Below are 21508 nucleotides of genomic sequence, written 5' to 3'. Positions count from 1 at the left end.
GGTTTTTTTTTAGGCGAAACTATTTTGAAAATACAAGTCCTTGGATCAGCTGCTGGCGGTGGGTTCCCACAATGGAATTGCAATTGCCCCCAGTGCAGTGCTGTTCGAGCGGGTAGTCTCCATCACCGCGCCCGAACCCAGTCCTCTATTGCCATTTCTTCGAACGCACAAGATTGGCTGCTGGTCAACGCTTCGCCAGATATTCTTCAGCAAATCAAAGCTTTTCCCCAGTTGCAACCAGCCCGCTCTTTGCGTGACTCGGGAATTGCTGCAGTCATGCTCATGGATGCCCAAATTGACCATACGACCGGTCTGTTGATGTTGCGCGAACACAAGGGGCGTTTACCTTTGTGGTGTCACCCCTTGGTTAAAGAAGACCTGACGACCGGCAATCCTTTGTTTCATGTGCTTGAATATTATTGTGGTGCTGACTTGCACCCCTTGGCACTTGACGCAGCATTCAGCATCCCAAAATTAAGCCATTTGAAGTTCGAGGCCATTCCCTTGATCAGCAATGCGCCACCTTACTCTCCGCATCGCGATCAACCACAGCCTGGTGACAACATCGGACTCACTGTGGCAGACGAGGAAACTGGAAAAACCTTGTTTTATGCACCAGGACTAGGCCAAATGGAGCCCCATGTCTGGTCAGCCATGCAAAAAGCCGATTGTGTTTTGGTGGACGGTACTTTGTGGACAGACAACGAAATGATTGATTTAGGTGCCTCAAAGAAAACCTCGCGTGCTATGGGGCACATGCCGCAAACAGGTCCCGATGGCATGATCGAATGGCTAGACAAATTGCCCAGCCAAGTAAGAAAAATTTTGATTCATATCAACAACACCAACCCCATCCTGAATGAAAGCAGTCCAGAGAGAAAAACCCTGACTGAGCACGGCATTGAGGTGGCCTTCGACGGGATGGAAATTACGCTATGAGAAACGTATCAATCGAGGTATTCAACGACACCCGCGAACCTTGGGGCAAGGAAGAGTTTGAATCCTTGCTCAGAGGTAAAAGCACCAGTTACCACATACACCATCCTTTTCACGTCATGATGGCAGAGGGAAAGCTCTCTGCACAACAGTTGCGTGGCTGGGTAGCCAATCGTTTTTATTATCAAATCTCTATCCCCATCAAGGACGCTGCGATTTTGTCCAACTGCAACGACCAGGAAATCCGGCGAGAGTGGATATTGCGAATTCTTGACCATGATGGCTTTGAGCTCAACGGCATCAAAGACGAGGGCGGTATCGAGGCTTGGATACAGTTAGGTCAAGCTGTAGGTTTGAGTCGTGACGATGTTGTTTCTCTGCGCTACGTTGCACCGGCCAGCCGTTTTGCCGTGGATGCCTATGTGAATTTTGCAAGACGACAGTCTTGGCAAGAAGCTGTGGCGTCCAGTTTGACCGAGCTTTTTGCGCCCCACATACACCAGCAGCGAATTGACACTTGGCCAGAACAGTACCCTTGGGTGGATGCGGTTGCCTTGAAATACTTTAAAAATCGATTGACCCAAGCCCGCCGCGATGTTGCCCATGGTTTGAGTTTTACCTTGAATTACTTCAGTCAAACCCGTGCATTGCAAGAACGTGCTTTGGAAATTCTGCAGTTCAAATTGGATGTGTTGTGGTCTTTGGCCGATGCAATCATGCTGGATCAGTGCGAGGTTCAAATTACAGGCCCCAAAAAATGATGTCAGATGACGACTTGTTAATCAGTAAGCCTTCTGTTGCTTCTATGTTTCGATTGCAATGGGAAGAGGTTCAACAATCATGGGTCTTGCTGTATCCGGAAGGTATGGTCAAGCTCAACACCAGTGCTGGCGAGATTCTGAAACGACTCGATGGAGAAAAGACATTACAAGTACTTATTGCGGAGCTGGAAACTGCATTTGAAGCCACGGGCTTACAAAAAGAGGTGCTGGGGTTTTTAGACATCGCCATCAAACAAGGGTGGGTAAAACTATGACATTAACAACTGTGATTGCAGACCAAGCTGTTGGACCGCCCCTTTGGCTTTTGGCTGAGGTTACCTATGCATGCCCATTGCATTGTGTGTTTTGCTACAACCCTGTTGACTTTACACAGCACGGTCCAGAGCTCACAACTCAAGAGTGGATTCGTGTGTTGCGAGATGCGCGTGCAGCTGGCAGTGTTCAATGTGGCTTTTCGGGTGGTGAGCCACTGGTTCGTGATGACTTAGAGGAATTGGTTGCAGAAGCGCATAAGCTGGGTTTCTATACCAACTTACTCACTTCAGGCATCGGCTTTACCCCTGAGAGAGCCAAGGCCTTGAAGCTGGCTGGCTTGGACCATGTTCAATTGTCATTCCAAGACTCCACCAGAGAATTGAATGATTTTTTGTCACACACCAAAACTTTTGTATTGAAGAAAAAAGCCGCAGAATTGATCCAGTCAAATGGATGGCCCATGGTTTTAAACTGTGTTGTGCATCGTCTCAATATCGATTACATCGACAAGATCATCGAGTTAGCTGTCGATTTAGGCGCTGAGTACCTTGAATTGGCCAATAGCCAGTATTACTCTTGGGCCCAACTCAACCGTGATGGCCTTATGCCAAGCCGAGATCAGCTGATTCGTGCCGAACGCATAACAAACGAGTACAGAGAAAAATTAGGCGATAAATTGCGAATCTTTTTCGTGGTACCTGATTACTACGAAACCCGACCCAAAAAATGTATGAATGGATGGGGAAATATATTCTTAACCATCACGCCTGATGGAACAGCCTTGCCATGCCATACCGCCAAGATGATCAAACATTTGAATTTCCCCAACGTCAAAAACGCATCAGTCAAAGAAATTTGGTACGACTCCAAGCCATTTAACTTTTACAGAGGCGACGCTTGGATGAAAGAGCCTTGCAGCAGCTGTCCTGAAAAGGCTAAAGATTTGGGGGGATGTCGTTGTCAGGCGTTGATGTTGACGGGGGAGGCTGCAAATGCAGATCCCGTGTGTGACAAGTCACCGCATCACCAAGTGGTTCTGGACGCTGTCGCTTTGGCCCAACTCCCCAATGAAAAGCGCATAGAGGTCAAGCCTTTGGTTTTCCGCGACGCAATCAATTCGAAAAAATTGAGCAAGGTGGAATAAGACCAACGAACCTTGGCCCATGGCGGTCTTGGTAAGAGGTGTTTATCGGTGACCAGTGATTTGGGCACCGTCCTCTTTGCGCAAGTACAAAAACCAGACCACTGAAGCAACAGTCAAAACCCCCAGCGCCAAAAAAGATTGCTGAACAGCGGCGATGGTTTCCTCGGGGGTACTGCTTTGCATATTTTGCAGAAAAAAACCAGCGATCAATGCGCCACTGGCTAAACCAAAATTCATGGTCATTTGTTGCATTGAGCTGCTGATGGTGCTTGCCATGCTGGCGCTGTTTTTAGAAATATCTGCAAAAGCCATTGAATTGATACTGGCCATTTGCAGTGAACTGAACAAGCCCATACACAGGTTGACCAGCAAAATGAATCCCACAGAGGTTTGTGCGTCAATGAAAGCATAAATACTGAAAGTAAGTGAGATCAAAGCAGTGTTCAAAATCAACACCCTTTTGTACCCCAAGGTCGCCAAAACTTTGGATGAAAAAACCTTCATGCTGATGGCAGCAAGGGCGGTTGGAATGGTCAGCAATCCGGCTTTCCATGCTGGAAACCCCAAGCCGATTTGGTAAAAAAACGGCAGAAGAAAAGGCAAGGCCCCCAGCCCTAAGCGGCTAAAAAACCCTCCAAGAACAGAAATCCGAAATGTTCGAATTTCGAACAACTTTAAATTCAGCAAAGGTGAGGGGACTCTTTGGGAATACAGCACATAGCCGCCAATCATGAGCAGCGAAATGATCCCTGCGGGGATGATCAAGGCGAAATTTGGGTGGCGGTTGCCAACAAGATCTAGCATCCACGTCAGCAGACCAAAGCCTGTTCCAAACAGCAAGAAGCCCCAAAAATCAAATGACTTCTTTTCCTCACTTTGGTATTGCGGAACATAGTCCTTGACCAAATACAAAATGGCAATCCCAATAGGGATATTGATGAAAAAAATCATCTGCCAAGAAAACCAATGAATGATCAAGCCGCCAATTGTGGGGCCCAGCAAAGGACCCATCAGAGCGGGAATGATCACAAAATTCATTGCTTTGAGCAATTCTGATTTGTCAAAGGTTCTCACGATCAAAAGCCGACCCACAGGCATCATGAGTGCAGCAGCAACCCCTTGCAAAACACGCGATGCAATTAACATCTCAAGAGAATTGGAGATGCCACACAAGAAAGATGCAAAGGTAAATAAAGCCACTGCGCTGGCAAATACTCGGCGAGAGCCAAATCGATCTGACATCCAACCGCTCAGCGTGATGCATACTGCCAAGCTCAGCAGGTAGCTTGTCATAACCGCCTTAAGGCTCAAAGGTGATACCCCAAGACTGACAGACATTGCTGGAATCGCGGTATTGACTATCGTCGCGTCCAGCTGGTCCATGAACAAAGACACCCCGACAATCAAGGGAAGGATGCGTTTGATTTTCTTTGCTTTCGCGTCATCTGCATTAGAGGTTTTGAGCGTGTCCATGCTGAAATATAGCTGAGTATTCTCAACAATTTAAGGGTCATTCAATTCAATTAAGATAGTTCGAATGATCACTTTTGTGACTAGAAAGCCTTTGAAATGAAACGCATCCGCTACTTTTCTTTTTTCGCTCTCTGTTGTTTGTCTTTCAATCCAGTATTTGCCCAATCCCGCGCCTACGCCACCAACGAGGGTGCTGGCACCATCTCTGTCATTGACATCGCCACAGATACCGTGGTCTCCACCATTGATACAGGTGGCAAACCGCGTGGTTTGACTGTTTGCAAGGGCAGCAAAAAACTCTACGTCACCGAACAAAACAAAGCACAGCTGTGGGTGATCGATACCGTAAAAGGTGTGATTGAGCAGCGTGTGCAACTGGGTGAATCTCCTGAAGCGGTGTACTGCTCACCCAATGGTGAATGGCTGGGCGTTGCCAATGAAGGCGCCAACAGCATCAGCTTTATCCATACCCAGCGTCTCAAGGTGGAGTTTGATATTCCCGTTCATGGCAAAAACCCAGAGCACGGTGTGTTCAGCCCTGATGGCAAGCTCATGCTGGTTTCTGCGGAAGAAGCCGATCAAGTCGATGTGTTGGACATTGAAAAACGCAAACAAGTGGGCTCGATCAAAGTAGGCGAGCGCCCACGCGGCATTGCTTTCAGCCCTGATGGTAAAAAAGCCTATGTCGCTGTAGAGGCTGCCAGTTTGCTGGTTGCCATCGATATGGTCGAGCGAAAAGTGGTGGAAAAGCAGTCTGTGGGCAAACGTACCGCAGGCGTTGTGGTCTCGCCTGATGGTGCTTATGTGTTTGCTACCAATGGAGGGGACGCAAATGTGTCTATGGTTGATACCGCCACATTCAAAGTGGTGGAGAACATCGCCATCGGTCAACGTCCTTGGAACATGAGTTTTTCGCCCGATGGTAAAAAGCTTTACATCGCCTCAGGCCGCAGCGGTTCAGTCAGTGTGGTCGATGTTGCCAGTCGCAAAATGGTCAAAGAGATACCTACAGGTAAACTGCCATGGGGCGTGGTTACACACTAGCCACAAACTCTTAACTAACCGAAAGCTTTCATGAGTTCTGACCATTCCGCGACCGATGCAGCTGATGACATAAGCATGCCTTTGAAATATGACCGCATGTTGGTGATACTGCATTGGGTATTGGTTATAGGTCTTTTTTATCAACTGGGCTTGGGCTTGTGGATGGAAGATATTCCTAAAGACCCACCTGGCGTTCGTGCGCAATGGTTCAACCTGCATAAGTCAATTGGCATTTGCTTAGGGTTGTTGATTTTGTGGCGATTGGGTTGGCGTGTCACCCATTCAGTGCCTGCTGCTCCCATTGGCAACACCGAGTTTCAAAACAAGTTGAGCAAATGGGTTCATCGTGTTTTGTATGTGTGCATGGTTGTATTGCCAGTGACAGGCTTTCTGGGCTCGAGTTTCTCTCAGTACCCTGTCAAGTTGTTTGGGTTGGCATTGCCTAAGTTATGGGAACCTTGGCCTGAGGGCAAAGAACTCTTCAGTGAGATCCATGAAGTAACTGCTTTTGTAATGATGATCCTCATCATCTTGCATATATCGGCTGCTGTATGGCACCAATGGGTTAAACGCGATGGCCTGCTCAGTCGGATGGGTTGGAGCCGATAACTACTTTGCCGTTGTCCACTTGAATCACCTCTTGGGCAAAGGCTTTCATATCTTCTTCATCATGGGTGATCAGCACCATGGGCAAAGACAATTCTGTTTGAAGTTGTAACAACTCATCACGCAGACGCTGTCGCAATGTTCGGTCCATGGCGGCAAAAGGTTCATCTAACAACAAGGCCTTTGGTTGTGACACCAATGCACGGGCTAAAGCTGTGCGCTGACGCTGCCCACCCGAGATCTGTTCAGGATACAGACTCGCCACTGCTTCAAGTTGGAAAACCTCTATCCAATGGTTTACCGACGGATATTTGTGCGAATGAGATGGGTTAAGCCAGCCTTTGCTTAGCGCAAAACCAATGTTTTGACGCACTGTCAGGTGGGGGAACAAAGCGTAATCTTGAAACACATAGCCAAGTCCACGAAGCCGAGCTGGCAAATTAACGTGGCTTTGACTGTCGAACAAGAGCTTGTCTTTAAAGACCACTCTGCCTTGCTGGGGTGAGTTCAAACCTGCCATCATCATCAATGTTTGTGTCTTCCCAGCGCCAGATGGCCCAAACAGCACCAGTCGCTGGGCATTGCTTTTGAAAGTAATCGAAAGGTTGAAAGCAGATTGTTGATGCCCAAAGCGACTGCGAAGTTCTACTTGCCACATCATCGGTCACCTCGTTGGGCTTGACCCGCGATGCGACCTGGGGCCAGATAACCCGCACTCAAGAGCAGTGCCAAACAACTGACAGAGGTCACCAGTACCAAAAAATTAGCGGTTTGGTCTTGCCCCGCTTGCACGGCTTCATAAACGGCGATGGACAGGGTTTGCGTTTCACCGACGATACTGCCAGCCACCATCAGCGTGGCGCCAAACTCTCCTGTTGCACGTGCAAAGGCCAAGAGAGTGCCAGACAAAATACCGCGCCAAGCCAAAGGCAGTGTGATCCGAAAGAAAACAGCCGCCTCACTCAGACCCAGTACCCGGGCAGCTTGCTCTAATGTGGGTTCAACATTTTCAAAAGCTGCTCTTGCTGCTTTGAAGACGAGTGGAAAGGCGACCACGCTGGCCGCAATCACTGCGCCTTGCCAAGTGAAGATCAACTCAATGCCAAGGTTTTGTTTGAGCCATTGACCAATGGCACCATGGCGACCTAATAAGACCAACAAGTAGTAGCCCAGCACTGTGGGGGGCAAGACCATGGGTAAGGTCAGGACTGCGTCTATAACATCTCGCCCTCTGAAACGCCTACGCGACAAGGCATACCCGACAGCAACACCCAGCAGCAAATTGATGGCGGTGGCCCAACCCGCAACTTTCAGGGTGAGTGCAAGCGCGACCCAAGCAGTATCCATAGAGATTTAAATGACCTTGAAGTGGTGTGTGCCATCACGTTTGAGTTGTTCAACCAAACCGTATTTCCAATCCCAATAAGCTTGCATAGCCAGTGCAGGGTTATCGCTGCCCTCATAAGGTCGACGGTAGCGATCGATACGCGGACTGGCCAAATACGATTCTCCCTGTTGAGTGCTAAAGCCTGCAGCCTGCCAAGCTGCATTGCCACCAGGCAACCACAGAACTTCCACGCCAGGGCGTAGCAGGGGTTGCAACTCTGCCACGGCATACCGCGAAATGCGCCCATCCCCACAAGTCAATACATAGCGGTTGGCTTTGTGTACGCGGTTGAAGTCTTGTGTCAATTGAGACCGTAGTAACCACCAAGCACCTGGGATATGGCGTTTGACATAGGTTGCGCTGTCGCCAACATCGATCACCATGCTCAGGTTGCTGCGGTTAGCCAGCCAAGTTTTGAGGGTAGGGGGATCAACCACAGACAACGGCGCAAGCGTAGACGGCAACTCTTCATCTGGCACAGCGGCTTTGCTTTGCAGGTCCTGGTTTGTGATGTCTTTCATGACGGCAACTTGCCAGCCCATTTGTGCCAGCCAAGACGCTGCCATGCTGGCGCGTACACCATCGTCGTCATACACCACCACACGTGCACCTCTTACACCAATGAAGTGATCGGTTTCTTGCAACAGTTGCCCCCCTGGTGCACAGATAGCGCAAGGCCAATGACCTTGGGCATATTCTTCTGGGCTACGTACATCAAACACATAGGTATTACGATCGGTTTCAGTCAACCACTGCTTCACCGTGGCTTGATCCACTCGGGGTACGCCCGCACGGAATAACAAGGCCAGAGCCGAGGCAGCGGCTTTGCTGCGATCGTTTTCGTTGGTTTCGCCATAGCGCTGGCCAGCGCCTTTGACCAAATCCAAACCAGCAAGCGTCCAGCCTATCGTGCCATTGCGCAAGGTGCACACGGGGTTGGGAATGCCAGAATTGATCAGCGACTGTGCGCCAATGATGCTGCGGGTGCGACTCGTGCAGTTGACCACGATGCGGGTAGTGGGACTGGGTGCAAGTGAGCGTGCTCTTAAGACCAATTCACCTCCAGGGACGCTGATGGCGCTTGGAATGCTCATGGCTTGGTAGTCATCAAATCGGCTTGCGTCAAGTAACACCATGTCTGAGCCTCTTTCGAGCAGGGCCTTGACCTCAAGCGCAGAAAAAGAGGGCGTTTTGCGTTGTGCTTCGACCAGCTCGCCAAACGATTTGCTGGGAACATTGACGTCGCGAAACAATTCACCCCCTGCGGCTGCCCAGCCTGCCAAACCGTTTTGCATAACGCTTAATTGGCTGTAACCCATGCGTTGCAATACAGGCATAGCTTGCAGTGCCAAGCCTTCGCCATTGTCGTAAACCACCACAGGTGTATCGCGTCGCGGTATGCGCCGCCATGCATCCACTTCAATGCGTCCATAGGGCAAGTTGATGGCAAACAAAGGATGGCTTTGGGCATAAGAGTCTTCTTCGCGCACATCAATAAGCGCGATTTCCTGCTTGGCTAAGAGGGCTGCCTTTATTTGTGCGTAACTGCTTACGGCATAAGGATGTGCGGCTTCCAACGCAATGGCCTGTGTCGGGGTGTCGTGGCTGGGCTTTGATCCGACTTGCTCAATCACTTCACTCAGAGGTGCGGGGACAGCCTCAGAAGGCGTAACAGTCGAGGCCGATGCCGCGATAAAAACGGGTGCGCTAGCGGGCACAGGGGGTGATGCAACAGGGGGCGGTTGCATTGGTGCTTCTGCAACAGATGTGACATTGGAATACCCAGACACAAATTTGCTGCGTGAGCCATCTTCTCGGTAACTGTTGCGTTCAATCAGACCAATATTGCCACCGTACACATGGATGCTCACGCAGACCTCATCTGCTAAGGCATTCCACACCTTGTGTACGTCACCAATACGAGGAGAGATGGCTTCAACATCGCCAGGCAACATATCGATTTGAAAACCTGCTGGCGCCCAGCGTCCGTCGGACATGCGGCTGTAAGGTTGACAAAACTCCAAACCACGCAACATACCCACCAAGCCCCAGACGGTATGGTCATGGATAGGCGTTGATACACGAGGCGCACCCACAAAACTCACCACCGAAAAGCGGTCTTGAGGATCTGCATACAACAAATACTGCTGGTAGTGCTGTGGATGGGGCTGCGCAAACTCAGGCAGCAACCAGTCATCGTGGGTTACAAGAGAATGCAGGCATTCACGCGCTTGAGATAAAAGTTCAGCTTCTTCAGGTGCAATATCCACCAAGCGCGTGATTTGCGCTAAGAAATGGTGAAAACGAGCAATAGAAGTGGGCGTAGTGTCTGACATCTCGGGACAGTTGACGGGACTGCCCTGATTGTTTCACATGCGGGGGGCAAGCTTCTCACCCCCTAAGTCGAGATATGCTAGCGCTCTTATGGCAACTGATTCATTTATTTTGGCGGGTGTGATGGGTTGGCCTGTTTCCCACTCGCGCTCTCCACTCATTCACTCGCACTGGATAGCCGAGCATGGCCTGCGCGGTGCATATGTTCCGCTGGCTGTGAACCCTGTGAATTTGCAAGAAGCATTGACTGGCTTGAAAGCCTTAGGTTTTGCAGGCTGTAACCTCACCTTGCCCCACAAGATCGAGGCCTTGCCTTGGGTCGATGAGGCAGACCCCATGGCCAAGCGCATAGGAGCCGTCAATACCTTGAGCGTGCGCGCTGACGGCAGTTTGCACGGTACCAACACCGATGCATTTGGGTTTATCCAAAGTTTGCGTGAAGCCCACAGCCGTTGGCAAGCCAGCGCTGGTCCTGCTGTGGTGCTAGGCGCGGGAGGTGCAGCAAGAGCAGTAGTGTGGGCATTGGCCGATGCAGGAGCCACAGAGGTTCGTTTGCTCAACCGCAGCCATGACAAAGCCTTGGCCATGGCCCAAGAATTTGGTGCACCTGTCAAAGCTTTTGGATGGTCCGAGCGCCATGCCGTGCTGGAGGACGCAGCCTTGTTGGTCAATACCACCACCCAAGGTATGCAAGGTCAACCTGCCTTGGACTTGCAACTCGATGCTTTGCCCGCCCAAGCTTTGGTCTCTGACATTGTTTACACACCTTTACAAACGGATTTACTCTTGCGTGCTGCTGCACGGGGCAACCCCACGGTCAATGGTTTGGGCATGTTGTTGCACCAAGCCAGACCGGCTTTTGCCTCTTGGTTTGGTGTCATGCCAGAGGTGACACCTGCTTTATGGGCCAAGGTGTTGGCGACGTTTTAGCCGTTGTTTATTTGCGCACGGCAGGCGCTTCGACGGGTAAGCCTTGTCCGCGCCACATCAAATACAAGCTGATGTCTCGCATATCGCTATGGCCCCATGGGGGTATTTCAGCTTTCACGCCGGTGTAGCAAAAACGCAGTCGCCGCTCAAGTGAGGCAACACGTTGCCAATCGATGCGGTACAGCGGATAGGCATTGGCTTGGCCTTGGCTTAAGGGGTCGGTAAACAACTTTTGCCCATAGTGTTGGTCGTGACAATTTGTACAAGCCAGGTTCATTTGGCCTTGGCGTGTCATGAAAATACGTTGACCGTTTTCAAAATGGCTTTTGGCCACCCCCGTAATTTGTGCTTGCAAAGGCAGGCCGCGCGAGGTGCTGGTCACGGCCAATGTCATGGCCACCAACTCATCAGATTCAAAAGGCCACTCAGCGGCTTTTTGGTTTTTGACGCGGCAGTTCCGAATACGGTCTTCTAAGTTAAAGAGTTTGCCGCTGGCTTTGTCGATGGCCGGGTAGCGGATGGAGACACCTTTCATTTTGTCGATTTCACCATGGCAGGACTGACAGCTTTTATTGCTTTTTCCTTCTGGCTTACCCCAGAATTTGATGCCGTTGTCTAAAGCGATATTGCCAGGGTTGGCAAACTCATCAGTCTGCAAGGACTGCACTTCGGCGCCTGAAAAATGCAAGCCAGACTGCAACTTATCCAAAGGGATGATGCGTTGCTGTGAATGCGAAGGTGTGGCAACACCTAAACCGGCCAGCAACAACCAAAGAAAACACTTGCAAACGGCAAAACGCATGATGGACGCTGCTCAGTTACTGGCAGGCTTAGATACGTTGGCAGACTCGACCACCAAGTTGTGGCGCAGTTCTCCAATGTAAGCCTTGTCATCCACCCAGCGAAACAGCATCTCACCCGACTCGGTTGCCCGCAAATAAAACTCAAACAATGGGTTGGCTGCAACCCCCGTGGTGGGCTCCACGCGAAATACCTCTCGGCCATTCAAAGTGCACAGCAGGTGTCGGATGACATTACGTTGAATGATCACGCCATCAATGTCCCTTAAGAAACCGCTGTCCATGGGATGGTTGACCAACAGGCGAACCTTGAAAACATCGCCTTGAGCGATGCGAGGTGGAATTTGCAAGCGAGCGGAACTCATCAGCCGTTGTCCACACAAGCTGCTTCGGTGACCACCACCTCTTGCACATCGTAAATGAAATTGCCATCGGACAACCTTGCCAGCGCAATCACGCTTTGGTTGCCCGACAAGCGCACACGTGTACTTAAATCAGCACGCCCACTCCAAGGCCCCATGACAAACTTGGCCATCAAGGGCACAGGATTGCGTTGCGAAATCAGGTAGACGTGGGTGATGTGGGAGGCCTCGGTCATGGGACTGTCAATCTTGAGACTTAAAGGCACCATGTGGCCGTTGTCTGCCAACATGGGCAGGGACAAGCTTACGTTTTCTTTTTTTAGCGTTTGGTTTTGTACATAAGGTCGCACCATTTCTTCAAAGGAGCGCAAACGCGCCTCGGACAAACCCGTGATGGTGAGTTTGTCCACTTGCGCTCTGGCAGAGCCCAGCCACAAGCCACCCATACTGGCAGCGAGGGTGGTTTGAAAAATGTTCAAGATTGACTGGCGACGAGATAGCAAGTGAGACCTCATGTAGGGTTCTTCAATAAATAGGCAATGATGTCTTCCAGACCTTGCTCGGTGAGCACGGTTTTGCCTTGCAAGGGTTTGGCGACATTATGAAGACCTGCAGTACTGAAATAAGCAGGCATGAAAGTTTGAGGGTTTAGCACACGAGGATCGGCAATGCGTTGGCGTATTTGCTCACTGCTGAGTCGCTCGCCCACGCCCATCAGAGAGGGGCCCATTTCGCCGCCTTCTTTAAAACCTGGCAGTTGGTGACACAAAATGCAACCCGTGTCTTGCCGAGCCAGCAGCAGTTTGCGACCCCGTGTTGCGTCTGCAGTGGCAGCCGATGGTGTGGCGGGCATGGTGTCGGCTGCCCAGACCAAAGGGCTTAGCAGCAGCACACCAAGTAACAACCCACGCATCATGCTTTGACCAAACTCAAACCGTGGTTTTTCAACGGCAAAGAGCGTATGCGCTTGCCAGTGGCTGCGAACAAGGCGTTACCCAAAGCTGGTGCCAAAGGCGCTTGCGCAGGTTCACCCACACCACCCCAAAAACCGCCACTGGGGGCAATCACCGTTTGCACTTTAGGCATTTCGTTCATTCGCATCATGCGGTAATCATGGAAATTAGATTGCTCTATGCGCCCATCTTTGACCGTCATCTCGCCCCAGAAAATGGCGGACAAACCGTGTACCACGCTGCCTTGGAGTTGCGCTTGGATGTTGTCGGGGTTGACGGCGTAGCCAGGGTCAATGCCGATGACGATGCGGTGTATACGAACCTCGCCTTTAGCGTTGACCGAAACCTCACAAACACAGGCTGTGTAACTGCCATAGCCTTCGGTCTCTGAAATACCGCGAAACACACCAGAAGGCAAAGGCTTATCCCAATCGGCGGCTTTGGCCACTGCTTGCAATATGCCGCGATCTCGGTTGGCTTTCTCGTTGTTGGGCAGCAGGGAGAGACGATAGGCCAAGGGATCAATGCCTGCGGTATGGGCTAACTCGTCGATGAAGCACTCGCGCACAAATGGGTTTTGCGAGTGCCCCACGGTGCGCCAAAAACCCACAGGCACATGGGCACTGCGTTGGGCAAAGTCAACCAAGCAATTGGGTATGTCGTAAGGGTGGTCGTTGAAAGATGCGACGGCTTGGGGATCCACACCGTTTTGCAATGGCATACGCAGCAACTGCGAAAAAATGGAGGGTGCGCTGACACGGATATGCAGCGCATCAGGTTTTCCGTTGGCTTGAACGCTGGCGCGAACTTTGACCAAGCTGGCGGGTCGGTAAAGGTCGTGCTGGGTGTCCTCTTCGCGGCTCCACATCAGTTTGATCGGTTTGCCAGGCATGGCCTTGGCAATAGCCACCGCTTGGCGTGTGAAGTCTTGCGGACTTTTGCGACCCAAACCGCCGCCCATTTGCATGGCAAACACTTTGACGTTTTCTTGCGGTACATCGGCGGTGCTGGCTGCTGCTGTCAAGCTGGACTCTGGATTTTGGGTAGATACCCAAATTTGCAATTGGTCTTCTTGCAGCCAAGCGGTGCACACCATGGGCTCTAAAGTGGCATGGGCTAAGTAAGGCGTGTAGTACTCGGCTTCGATGACCTTGCTGGCTTTGTCTAAGGTTGCCACCGCAGTCCCGTCTTGTCGTGCCACCGCAGCTTCGGTTTGGCTCAAACCATCTCGGTACAGCTTCATCAGGCTGGCACTGTTGACCTGAGCGTACTTGCCACTGTCCCAGTCGATGGACACATCGCGCAGTGCCTCTTTGGCTCGCCACCAGTTGTCAGCCACCACCGCCACAAACTCGCCCATGTTCAGCACTTTGACGATGCCACGGCGGTTGTCCACCTTGCTGCTGTCCATGCTGACGACTTTGCCGCCAAACACGGGCGACTGTGCAATGCAAGCGTGCAACATACCGGGCAACTGGGTGTCGACACCGAAGCGAATCTTGCCGGTCACGATATCGTGCATATCCACCCGTGGTAGGGGTTTGCCGGCAATGGTCCAGGTAGCGGGGTCTTTCAGCGCCACATCCTTGGGAGGGGTCAGTTTGGCGGCGTCGGCAGCCAGCTGACCATAGCTCAGGCTTTTTTTGCTGGGCGCGTGAACCACTTTGCCCAAAACTGCTTGACACTCGCTCTCTGGGACGCCCCAGCGCTGAGCGGCGGCTTGCACCAGCATCATGCGAGCAGAGGCACCGGCTTTGCGCAAATACTCTTGCGAGTTGCGAATTGTTCGGCTGCCCACACTCGCCATGTCGCCATAGGCACGTTTGCGTTTGAGGTTTTCATGCGCCTGAACAGCTTGGACGCGTACCTTTTTCCAATCGACTTCGAGTTCTTCGGCAATCAGCATGGGGGCCGAGGTGCGACTGCCTTGGCCCATTTCTGTACGCGCATAGCGAATGACAATTGATTCATCAGCATGGATGTCTATCCATGCATTGACCTCTTGGGCACTGGCGTTTTCTGCTTGAGATGGCAGTACAAAACCCAAACTCAGGGCGGCAGTGGCGCTGGCGCTGACTTGCAAAAAGCCTCGGCGGTTCAGGCTTGCGTTGGTGAGAGCGTTCATGATTGACCTGCCTGACGGGCTGCGGCGTGGATGGCGGTGCGCATACGCGCATAGGTGCCGCAGCGGCAAATATTGGTCATGGCCGCATCGATGTCTTCATCGGTGGGTTTGGGTTTCTTTTTCAGCAAGGCCACAGCCGCCAGCATTTGGCCACCTTGGCAGTAACCGCATTGGGGTACTTGGTGATCTATCCAAGCTTGTTGAACTGCGTGAAGTTTGCCTTTGTGAGCCAAGCCTTCAATGCTGACCACTTGCTGTCCTGCCGCCGAGGAAACAGGGTAAGAGCAAGAGCGAACAGGTTCGCCGTTGAGCAAAACAGTACAAGCACCGCATTGGGCGATACCGCAACCGTATTTGGGCCCTTTGATGTCGAGTTCATCACGCAGCGCCCAAAGCAAGGGCATCTCTGGTTCGACATCGAGTTGGTGGGTTTGTCCGTTGACGTTTAGTTTCATGGTGTGATGTTCGGTTTTAGGCACTCAAATAACGGCGCAGCGCTTGGGCACAAACTTCCACGCCACTCAAAGCTTCACGCATAACCCGACCCATGGTGATAAAGCCATGGATTTGACGCTCAAAGCAAACATACTCGGCCACGCCGCCAGCAGCAGACAAAGCATTAGCGTATAGATAGCCTTCATCTCTCAGAGGGTCATACCCAGCCGTCAAAACCAGCGCAGGGGGTAAGCCAGCGTGAGAGCTTGCTTTCAGCGGAGAAGCTCGCCAATGGTTGCCATGCTCACGTGTGGGCAGGTAATGGTCCATGAACCAGTGCATGGCGGCTGCAGTCAAACCATAGCCTTCAGCATTGGCGTGGTAGCTGGGGGTGTCGGGGTACATCTGGGTGGCAGGGTAAATCAGCAATTGAAAAGCGGGTTTGTGGGTTGCGTCTTTGCAGCCCAAACTGACTGCAGCAGCCAAGTTGCCACCAGCGCTGTCGCCGCCCACGGCAATTCGTTGTGGGTCAATGTGCAAGAAAGCAGCTTGTGCCACCACCCAGTGAAAAGCCGCCAGTGCGTCGTTATAGGCAGCGGGAAACACATGCTCGGGGGCCAAGCGGTAATCCACGGAAAACACCGCACAACCGCTTGCATTGCTGAGTTGGCGGCACAGTACATCGTGGGTTTCTATGTTTCCAATTACCCATCCACCCCCGTGGTAGTAAACCAATGCAGGCAATACCGTGGTGGCTGTGACACCCATGGGACGGTATTCGCGAACAGGCACTTGCACACCGCCCAAATGGGGCAAGTGATCATGCACATGCGACATGACGGGCGGATCGGGTTGCGTCAAAGCTTTGCGCAAGACGTAGAAATCGCGAGCTTCTTTGGGTGGCAAGGTGTTGACTGCAGGCACACCGCGGTCCACCATGAGTTGTAAGAGGGCTTGGGCTTGAGGGTCGAGCATACTGAGTTTGCGCGTTAAGTGGGAAGTTGACAGGGACCAGTCACCAAGAATTTTAAATTTTTACCGTAGCGTTGTACATCTTTCATCGCATAAAGCGTCACAGGTTGTCGGGTGATTTTGATTTCGGTTTCTTCTTGGCTTGCGACATGTTTGCGCTTGACCCAAATACTCGTTTTAGAGGTCAGATCTTGGCCCTTGAATTCTTCGGTGATCAAGGTGTTGACAAACATGCCGTAAAGCTTGGGTCCTTCGATCTTGATGTACAAGTGGTTGCCAATACTCTCTATATTGACTTCCACCGTAGCGGGCTTGACGATGATTTTCTCCATCTCTGGAAAACTACCTTGGGCTTCGCAGGTAACGGTATAGCCCCAAGCGCTTAAGCTCGCCAACCACAAGGTTGTGCAAAGTAGCCAAGCTTTTCCATTTAACGGCATGTGCGTTGACCTTTTTCTGTTTTGCATACCAAGCCGTTAGACAAATGGGTTTCCTCTGTTGCGCTTTGTGGCACACCGCCGCGTGAGGTGTAGCTGTCAGCAGGTGCTGGCGCAGCAAGTTTGCGCGGCTTGGTCGCTACAGCGGGTTTAGCGTCCATGATTTTGTTGCCGTCGATCAGCACTGCAGGCGAGCCAGGTTGGTTGATGGTGACAGGGGTTGGGGCGGGTACGACTTCGGTTTGAGCGTTGGCTGTTGACAGGGCACCAACCAACCCGACCATCAGTATTAAGGTGGCCGTGCTGTAGGCAAAAAAGCGAGAATGGGCAAACAACATAGGTCTGATCTCATCAGTAGGTTGGTAATGATCGCATGGTTAGCAATCAGCGGGATGGGCGCCATGTATTTCCCACCTGCCCAAGGGTTGGGTATTATTCCCTATCAAAATGGATCTTTTAGAAGGAATTCCTGTGTTTCCCAAATGTTCATCCCCTATGTTTGCCGTGTTGTTGTCTTCCTTTGCATGGGCATGGCCCTGTCAAGTCAGCGCGTTTGACCCCACGAAGTTCGAAGACTTCAAAACCACCAATGTCTGCAAATACTGCGACTTGACCGATGCCGCCATGAGCGGTCGCGATATGCGCGGGGCAGACTTCCAAAACGCCAACCTTTCAGGGGCCAAGATGGACAAGGCCAATATGGCAGAACGTCCCATGGAAAAACGCACCTTGGTGACCAATTTTGAGGATGCCAATTTGCGCCGTACTGACTTCAGTGGCGCCAATTTGCACATGGCCAATTTCACCAACGCTTATCTGCGCGAAGCCAATCTGAGCGGGGCTGATTTAAGTGATTCGGTGCTGACCAAGGCCAATTTGAAAGGCGCTGTGTTGGTGGGCACCAATCTGAAGGGGGCCAAGATGGATGAGGCCAAACTCGACGACGCCAAGTTTTGTAAAACTGTGATGCCTGATGGGGCAGTGAATGATTCGGGTTGCTAGTGGTTTTTCAAGCGCTGCTAAAAGCCAATTTTTACAGACAAGCTTCTTGTAAAGCCAGCAAAACCCCCGCCTTGTCTTTGGGCTGAGCGTTTTGGGCGTCAGAGGCCGCCAAGCTACGAAAACGCTGTCCAACGGCATGGTGCAGTTGAGTGAGTTTGGTTTTCTCGCTGGCCGACAAAGCATTGTCGGCTTGCACACTTTTCACCACATTGGCTTGAACTTTGTCGCCGTTGCGCTGCACCTGAAAAAAATACAACTGTCGATCAGGCGAATCGGTGGCAAAAGTATCTAAGCCATGCCTGTGCATGGTGTACAAGCCTTGGTAAAACTCAGCGTAGTAGGCTGTGCTTTGCAGGCAACTCGTGCTTTGGCTTAAACCCAGCGCTGGCCACAAGGCAAATACCACCAGCGTGACCCTCATCAAGGATTTGAATAAAACACCATCAATCATCTTCACCTGGAATGGTTGATTGGCGAAGTTGCACAGCATGGGAGCGTTTTTTGCGAAAGCGGATATTGAGCATTTCCACACCAAAGGCGAAAGCCATGCCAAAGTAGATATAGCCTTTGGGTACATGGTGACCAAAGCCTTCCGCCACCAACACCACTCCGACCACCACCAAAAAACTCAAGGCTAACATTTTGATGGAGGGATGGGCCTCAACAAACTCGCCAATCGACTTGGCAAAAAACATCATCAAACCAAGGGACACGACCACTGCCGCAATCATGATGCGCACATCGTCGACCATGCCCACGGCAGTGATGATGGAGTCGAGTGAAAACACCAAATCGATCAGCATGATCTGCACAATGATGGCCATCACGTTCACTTTGGCTTTCACGGCGGCTGGCGCCTCATCGCCTTCTAGCGAGTGGTGAATTTCACCCGTGCTTTTCCAAATTAGAAACAAACCACCAGCGAGCAAAATCAAATCTCGCCCCGAAAAAGCTTGCCCCAAAATTGTGATCAGGGGTTCGACCAAACCAATGATCACTGACAGTAAAAGCAGCAAGCCGATGCGCATGAACATTGCCATGAACAAACCAATGCGCCGCGCCATTTCTTGCTGGGCTTTGGGCAGTTTGCTGACCAAGATAGAGATGAAAATGATGTTGTCGATGCCCAGCACCAACTCCAGCAAGGTCAAGGTGGCCAAAGCCACCCACATGTGCGGATCCGTCAGAAGTTCCATCAGATAAACCAAGGTAGTTAAGAATCAGAGCAGAACTGTAGCCTATCTATATCTGCATAAAATTTAGGGCAATAAAGGCGGCGCAGTGCGTTTGCTGCGCTGCCACCTCAGGAGCAGTCCAACATAGCGTATCAATAGATAAGTTAACCAGACAGCCCAGCCTGAAAAAACCACATCGCTCAAGAAATGCCCCCCTTGTGCGATGCGTACGCTGCCTATGAACAGTCCTGCTGCCAAGCCCACGCCCAGCCAGCGTTTGCGTCTAGACCAAGCAGCCCACATACCCCAAGTCATGAGACTGAAACCCGCAGCAGCGTGGCCGCTGACAAAGCCGCAGTTCACATCGCAATGCGAACTCAGTTCAAAGGCTGGCACAAAAGGTTTGCTGCCGCCAAACAGTTCTAACTGCTCGGGGCGGGGACGGCCGACGTTGTCCTTCAAGGCCCAGTCCACCACCAGACCCAAGCCCAGCACTGCCATGATCAGCCAAGCCAGCAAGCGTCTGCGCCATACCTTGGCTGAGGCGAACCCCAGGCGTGGAAGAAGCCACCACGCCACCCAGCCCAGCACAAACAGGGTTCGGCTAAGCCATGGCGTTGCCACATACACCGCATGGACCCAGCCCCATTGGTTGGCGGGAAAGCTTGGACCGCTTGCCTCAAAAAAATACCGCGTGACCAATACATCCAGTTCAGCCCACAAGGTAAAGAGAGCGACGGACACAGCCAAACCGACCGCGCCCACCAGCAGCTCCGTGTCACGCGCTTTCATGGCTGAGGATCTTTTAACAACCATAGGAAGATCTGTCGTCCCATGGGCTGGTGGTCAGATATCAATTGCACCTGCCCATAGCGCGTACGGACCCAGGCTGGAAGCTCTCCCATGACCAGCAGCAAGACGGGTTCAGGGTGTTGCGACGGATCAAAGCGGTAGAGCAAGTCGTAATGGTGCAAGGGGAAGGGGGTTTGCTGCCAACTCAATGCCAAGCTTGCTTGGTCGCGCCAAGCGTAGGCGGCATGGACGATGAGGGTGCGGTCCAGTGCCACCCAGGTTGCTTGCGGATGCTGAGCCAGCAAGGGACGAAGTGTGTTCAATGCGCTTTCCCAACCTTTGGCACGTCCCCATAAATCCCATTGCGACTTTTGCACAGGCAGACCAAGGCGTTGTCGCCAGTCGCCGCCCAGCGACAAAGCGCTGGCCAGCAGCGCAGACACCAGCACCACCCCAACCGGCTCTCGCCAACGCCATGCGCTGGTGCGCGATGCCAACCCCCAGCCCAGCACCATACACGCCCCCAGCAGCGCGGGTGCAGGCCAATTGATTTGGGCCGTTCCTTGCATGGCTTGCACTGCCCCAATCAGCCACAAAGGCCAGCTGGCCTGCCATGCCCAGCGAGCAGGAGAAAGCAAAGGCAAGGTAGGCAAGGGCTGGCGAAACTTCCATCGCCACAGTGCAATACAAAGTATGAGCAAGAACACAGGGCCGGCCACCAAGGCCTGTGAAACCACATACTCAGCGAAGCGAAGCGCCACGGTCGCCATGGAGAACCCAACAGAAGCGTTTGCACCCGAGAGCAAATCTGCCGTGTGTTTCAGGGTGGGCCAGTCGTGGGCTTGGTTCCAAGCCACATGGGGCAGCATGGCCAGTGTCGCCACTCCCAAGGCCAGCGCCATGCCCTTGGTGACAGCAGCTGAGCGATGGCTGAACCACCAAAGGCCCCAGCTTGCAAGTACGGCGGCCATGGTGTACTTGGACAATACACCCAAGGCCAGCACCCATCCCAACAAAAGCCAGCGACCAAGCTGATGCGGCTGTGCCAAAGCTCGCCACATCAACCACAGTTGCAAAGCCCAGCACAGCATCAAAGGTCCATCAGTGGTGGCAACTTGACCCAGCACCCCACTGGCCAATGTGCTGGCCAACAATGCTGCCGCCCAGGCGCCCACTGCGTGGGAGGAGCCAAAGGCCGCTTGGTTGTCGCGCTGCATCTCCCAACCCAGTCGCCACAGCACCAAGGGCACCACTGCCCAACACAGCTGGACTAGCCAGCGCACACCCGTTGTGCTGTCGCCTGCCACCCAAACCGATAACTTGATCAAGACAGGTAACAAAGGTGGCTTGGAGTAATAGCCCCAAGCCAGATCACGACTCCATTCCCAATACTGGGCTTCATCGACAAACAGGCCTGCACCGCTGTGGGCGGCGGTGATCATGCGCATTAGCCAAAGTCCGGGCAACAGTAGCAACACAAAAGCCCAGACTGGCCAGCCTGTATCTGAGCGTTTGCTGTGGGCTTGTATCGCTTCAGTCATGGCCAAACGGGGTTCTTTCGATG

At 52.2% G+C, this 21508-nt stretch carries 25 protein-coding genes; 8 read left to right on the top strand and 17 right to left on the bottom strand.

Going from position 1 to position 21508, the window contains the following annotated elements:
• Positions 1-24: 24 nt before the first annotated feature.
• The 4 genes from pqqB to pqqE are packed head-to-tail and all read left to right on the top strand — an operon-like array spanning position 25 to position 3117.
• Complete coding sequence (gene pqqB / locus AC9UEO_RS08250) at positions 25-939, top strand: pyrroloquinoline quinone biosynthesis protein PqqB (protein ID WP_509532046.1); 915 nt, start codon at positions 25-27, stop codon at positions 937-939.
• A complete protein-coding gene (gene pqqC / locus AC9UEO_RS08245; RefSeq protein ID WP_509532044.1) occupies positions 936-1697 on the top strand; it encodes a pyrroloquinoline-quinone synthase PqqC in 762 nt (253 codons plus the stop codon). The genes pqqB and pqqC overlap by 4 nt, the downstream gene beginning before the upstream one ends.
• On the top strand, positions 1697-1972 hold the full coding sequence (gene pqqD, locus AC9UEO_RS08240; protein ID WP_509532043.1) for a pyrroloquinoline quinone biosynthesis peptide chaperone PqqD: 276 nt from the start codon (positions 1697-1699) through the stop codon (positions 1970-1972). Before pqqC ends, pqqD begins: the two co-directional genes overlap by 1 nt.
• Positions 1969-3117, top strand: a complete 1149-nt coding sequence (gene pqqE / locus AC9UEO_RS08235) for a pyrroloquinoline quinone biosynthesis protein PqqE (RefSeq protein ID WP_509532041.1) — start codon at positions 1969-1971, stop codon at positions 3115-3117. Before pqqD ends, pqqE begins: the two co-directional genes overlap by 4 nt.
• A 42-nt stretch (positions 3118-3159) precedes the next feature.
• Here the strand turns inward: pqqE and AC9UEO_RS08230 are convergent, their stop codons facing one another.
• Positions 3160-4590 carry a DHA2 family efflux MFS transporter permease subunit gene (locus AC9UEO_RS08230; protein WP_509532039.1) on the bottom strand — a complete coding sequence of 477 codons (1431 nt, stop codon included), beginning with the start codon at positions 4588-4590 and terminating at the stop codon, positions 3160-3162.
• 96 nt (positions 4591-4686) lie between these two features.
• Here AC9UEO_RS08230 and AC9UEO_RS08225 point away from each other — a divergent pair, with 96 nt between their 5' ends.
• Positions 4687-5634, top strand: coding sequence for a YVTN family beta-propeller repeat protein (locus tag AC9UEO_RS08225; RefSeq protein WP_509532037.1), 948 nt, complete (start codon positions 4687-4689; stop codon positions 5632-5634).
• A 30-nt stretch (positions 5635-5664) separates the two neighbouring features.
• Complete coding sequence (locus tag AC9UEO_RS08220; protein WP_509532034.1) at positions 5665-6243, top strand: cytochrome b; 579 nt, start codon at positions 5665-5667, stop codon at positions 6241-6243.
• On the opposite strand, the gene AC9UEO_RS08215 is transcribed toward AC9UEO_RS08220, so the two are convergent.
• From AC9UEO_RS08215 to AC9UEO_RS08205, 3 genes are read right to left on the bottom strand one after another with little or no spacing between them, the layout of a single operon-like run.
• Positions 6218-6901, bottom strand: a complete 684-nt coding sequence (locus AC9UEO_RS08215) for an ATP-binding cassette domain-containing protein (protein ID WP_509532031.1) — start codon at positions 6899-6901, stop codon at positions 6218-6220. The two genes, AC9UEO_RS08220 and AC9UEO_RS08215, sit on opposite strands and share 26 nt — an antisense overlap.
• Positions 6898-7587, bottom strand: a complete 690-nt coding sequence (modB, locus tag AC9UEO_RS08210) for a molybdate ABC transporter permease subunit (protein ID WP_509532028.1) — start codon at positions 7585-7587, stop codon at positions 6898-6900. Before modB ends, AC9UEO_RS08215 begins: the two co-directional genes overlap by 4 nt.
• Before the next feature lie 6 nt (positions 7588-7593).
• On the bottom strand, positions 7594-9210 hold the full coding sequence (locus AC9UEO_RS08205; RefSeq protein WP_509532091.1) for a rhodanese homology domain-containing protein: 1617 nt from the start codon (positions 9208-9210) through the stop codon (positions 7594-7596).
• Between the two features lie 841 nt (positions 9211-10051).
• Here AC9UEO_RS08205 and AC9UEO_RS08200 point away from each other — a divergent pair.
• A complete protein-coding gene (locus AC9UEO_RS08200) occupies positions 10052-10891 on the top strand; it encodes a shikimate dehydrogenase (RefSeq protein WP_509532025.1) in 840 nt (279 codons plus the stop codon).
• A gap of 7 nt (positions 10892-10898) precedes the next feature.
• On the opposite strand, the gene soxA is transcribed toward AC9UEO_RS08200, so the two are convergent.
• From soxA to AC9UEO_RS08155, 9 genes are read right to left on the bottom strand one after another with little or no spacing between them, the layout of a single operon-like run.
• The gene (gene soxA / locus AC9UEO_RS08195) at positions 10899-11693 is read right to left on the bottom strand and encodes a sulfur oxidation c-type cytochrome SoxA (RefSeq protein ID WP_509532022.1); all 795 of its coding nucleotides are present in this window, start codon (positions 11691-11693) and stop codon (positions 10899-10901) included.
• 12 nt (positions 11694-11705) lie between these two features.
• On the bottom strand, positions 11706-12056 hold the full coding sequence (locus tag AC9UEO_RS08190) for a thiosulfate oxidation carrier complex protein SoxZ (RefSeq protein WP_509532019.1): 351 nt from the start codon (positions 12054-12056) through the stop codon (positions 11706-11708).
• Positions 12056-12568, bottom strand: a complete 513-nt coding sequence (locus AC9UEO_RS08185; RefSeq protein WP_509532016.1) for a thiosulfate oxidation carrier protein SoxY — start codon at positions 12566-12568, stop codon at positions 12056-12058. The genes AC9UEO_RS08190 and AC9UEO_RS08185 overlap by 1 nt, the downstream gene beginning before the upstream one ends.
• On the bottom strand, positions 12565-12969 hold the full coding sequence (gene soxX / locus AC9UEO_RS08180) for a sulfur oxidation c-type cytochrome SoxX (protein ID WP_509532013.1): 405 nt from the start codon (positions 12967-12969) through the stop codon (positions 12565-12567). Before soxX ends, AC9UEO_RS08185 begins: the two co-directional genes overlap by 4 nt.
• Positions 12966-15131, bottom strand: coding sequence for a xanthine dehydrogenase family protein molybdopterin-binding subunit (locus AC9UEO_RS08175; protein WP_509532011.1), 2166 nt, complete (start codon positions 15129-15131; stop codon positions 12966-12968). The genes soxX and AC9UEO_RS08175 overlap by 4 nt, the downstream gene beginning before the upstream one ends.
• A complete protein-coding gene (locus AC9UEO_RS08170; protein WP_509532008.1) occupies positions 15128-15586 on the bottom strand; it encodes a (2Fe-2S)-binding protein in 459 nt (152 codons plus the stop codon). The genes AC9UEO_RS08175 and AC9UEO_RS08170 overlap by 4 nt, the downstream gene beginning before the upstream one ends.
• Before the next feature lie 16 nt (positions 15587-15602).
• Positions 15603-16541 carry a LipP1 family hormone-sensitive lipase gene (lipP1, locus tag AC9UEO_RS08165; protein WP_509532006.1) on the bottom strand — a complete coding sequence of 313 codons (939 nt, stop codon included), beginning with the start codon at positions 16539-16541 and terminating at the stop codon, positions 15603-15605.
• A gap of 14 nt (positions 16542-16555) precedes the next feature.
• A complete protein-coding gene (locus AC9UEO_RS08160; RefSeq protein ID WP_509532004.1) occupies positions 16556-16978 on the bottom strand; it encodes a hypothetical protein in 423 nt (140 codons plus the stop codon).
• Complete coding sequence (locus AC9UEO_RS08155) at positions 16969-17313, bottom strand: hypothetical protein (RefSeq protein ID WP_509532002.1); 345 nt, start codon at positions 17311-17313, stop codon at positions 16969-16971. Before AC9UEO_RS08155 ends, AC9UEO_RS08160 begins: the two co-directional genes overlap by 10 nt.
• A 109-nt stretch (positions 17314-17422) precedes the next feature.
• On the opposite strand from AC9UEO_RS08155, the gene AC9UEO_RS08150 reads away from it, so the two are divergent.
• On the top strand, positions 17423-17977 hold the full coding sequence (locus tag AC9UEO_RS08150) for a pentapeptide repeat-containing protein (protein WP_509531999.1): 555 nt from the start codon (positions 17423-17425) through the stop codon (positions 17975-17977).
• Positions 17978-18008: 31 nt separating this feature from the next.
• On the opposite strand, the gene AC9UEO_RS08145 is transcribed toward AC9UEO_RS08150, so the two are convergent.
• The 4 genes from AC9UEO_RS08145 to AC9UEO_RS08130 are packed head-to-tail and all read right to left on the bottom strand — an operon-like array spanning position 18009 to position 21485.
• Entirely contained in the window at positions 18009-18398 is a 390-nt protein-coding gene (locus tag AC9UEO_RS08145; protein WP_509531996.1) for a hypothetical protein, read from the bottom strand.
• Between the two features lie 22 nt (positions 18399-18420).
• Positions 18421-19176, bottom strand: coding sequence for a TerC family protein (locus AC9UEO_RS08140; RefSeq protein WP_509532090.1), 756 nt, complete (start codon positions 19174-19176; stop codon positions 18421-18423).
• 60 nt (positions 19177-19236) lie between these two features.
• Positions 19237-19944: a phosphatase PAP2 family protein gene (locus tag AC9UEO_RS08135; protein ID WP_509531993.1), complete on the bottom strand. Its 708-nt coding sequence runs from the start codon at positions 19942-19944 to the stop codon at positions 19237-19239.
• Positions 19941-21485 (bottom strand): glycosyltransferase family 39 protein, encoded by a 1545-nt coding sequence (locus AC9UEO_RS08130; RefSeq protein ID WP_509531990.1) that lies wholly within the window; start codon positions 21483-21485, stop codon positions 19941-19943. Before AC9UEO_RS08130 ends, AC9UEO_RS08135 begins: the two co-directional genes overlap by 4 nt.
• Positions 21486-21508 lie beyond the last annotated feature (23 nt).

The organism is Limnohabitans sp. (assembly GCF_040401495.1).
In the GTDB taxonomy this organism is placed as follows: Bacteria; Pseudomonadota; Gammaproteobacteria; order Burkholderiales; family Burkholderiaceae_C; genus Limnohabitans.
This window is presented reverse-complemented; position numbering and strand designations above follow the sequence as displayed.

Coding starts and splice junctions, on each gene's coding strand:
- soxX (WP_509532013.1), bottom strand. CDS start 12,969: ATGATGCGTGGGTTGTTACTTGGTGTGCTGCTGCTAAGCCCTTTGGTC.
- lipP1 (WP_509532006.1), bottom strand. CDS start 16,541: ATGCTCGACCCTCAAGCCCAAGCCCTCTTACAACTCATGGTGGACCGC.
- AC9UEO_RS08145 (WP_509531996.1), bottom strand. CDS start 18,398: ATGAGGGTCACGCTGGTGGTATTTGCCTTGTGGCCAGCGCTGGGTTTA.
- AC9UEO_RS08150 (WP_509531999.1), top strand. CDS start 17,423: ATGGATCTTTTAGAAGGAATTCCTGTGTTTCCCAAATGTTCATCCCCT.
- AC9UEO_RS08225 (WP_509532037.1), top strand. CDS start 4,687: ATGAAACGCATCCGCTACTTTTCTTTTTTCGCTCTCTGTTGTTTGTCT.
- AC9UEO_RS08185 (WP_509532016.1), bottom strand. CDS start 12,568: ATGAGGTCTCACTTGCTATCTCGTCGCCAGTCAATCTTGAACATTTTT.
- AC9UEO_RS08160 (WP_509532004.1), bottom strand. CDS start 16,978: ATGCCGTTAAATGGAAAAGCTTGGCTACTTTGCACAACCTTGTGGTTG.
- AC9UEO_RS08215 (WP_509532031.1), bottom strand. CDS start 6,901: ATGATGTGGCAAGTAGAACTTCGCAGTCGCTTTGGGCATCAACAATCT.
- soxA (WP_509532022.1), bottom strand. CDS start 11,693: ATGCGTTTTGCCGTTTGCAAGTGTTTTCTTTGGTTGTTGCTGGCCGGT.
- AC9UEO_RS08155 (WP_509532002.1), bottom strand. CDS start 17,313: ATGTTGTTTGCCCATTCTCGCTTTTTTGCCTACAGCACGGCCACCTTA.
- AC9UEO_RS08230 (WP_509532039.1), bottom strand. CDS start 4,590: ATGGACACGCTCAAAACCTCTAATGCAGATGACGCGAAAGCAAAGAAA.
- AC9UEO_RS08135 (WP_509531993.1), bottom strand. CDS start 19,944: ATGAAAGCGCGTGACACGGAGCTGCTGGTGGGCGCGGTCGGTTTGGCT.
- pqqE (WP_509532041.1), top strand. CDS start 1,969: ATGACATTAACAACTGTGATTGCAGACCAAGCTGTTGGACCGCCCCTT.
- AC9UEO_RS08170 (WP_509532008.1), bottom strand. CDS start 15,586: ATGAAACTAAACGTCAACGGACAAACCCACCAACTCGATGTCGAACCA.
- AC9UEO_RS08175 (WP_509532011.1), bottom strand. CDS start 15,131: ATGAACGCTCTCACCAACGCAAGCCTGAACCGCCGAGGCTTTTTGCAA.
- AC9UEO_RS08130 (WP_509531990.1), bottom strand. CDS start 21,485: ATGACTGAAGCGATACAAGCCCACAGCAAACGCTCAGATACAGGCTGG.
- AC9UEO_RS08220 (WP_509532034.1), top strand. CDS start 5,665: ATGAGTTCTGACCATTCCGCGACCGATGCAGCTGATGACATAAGCATG.
- AC9UEO_RS08200 (WP_509532025.1), top strand. CDS start 10,052: ATGGCAACTGATTCATTTATTTTGGCGGGTGTGATGGGTTGGCCTGTT.
- pqqC (WP_509532044.1), top strand. CDS start 936: ATGAGAAACGTATCAATCGAGGTATTCAACGACACCCGCGAACCTTGG.
- pqqD (WP_509532043.1), top strand. CDS start 1,697: ATGTCAGATGACGACTTGTTAATCAGTAAGCCTTCTGTTGCTTCTATG.
- modB (WP_509532028.1), bottom strand. CDS start 7,587: ATGGATACTGCTTGGGTCGCGCTTGCACTCACCCTGAAAGTTGCGGGT.
- AC9UEO_RS08190 (WP_509532019.1), bottom strand. CDS start 12,056: ATGAGTTCCGCTCGCTTGCAAATTCCACCTCGCATCGCTCAAGGCGAT.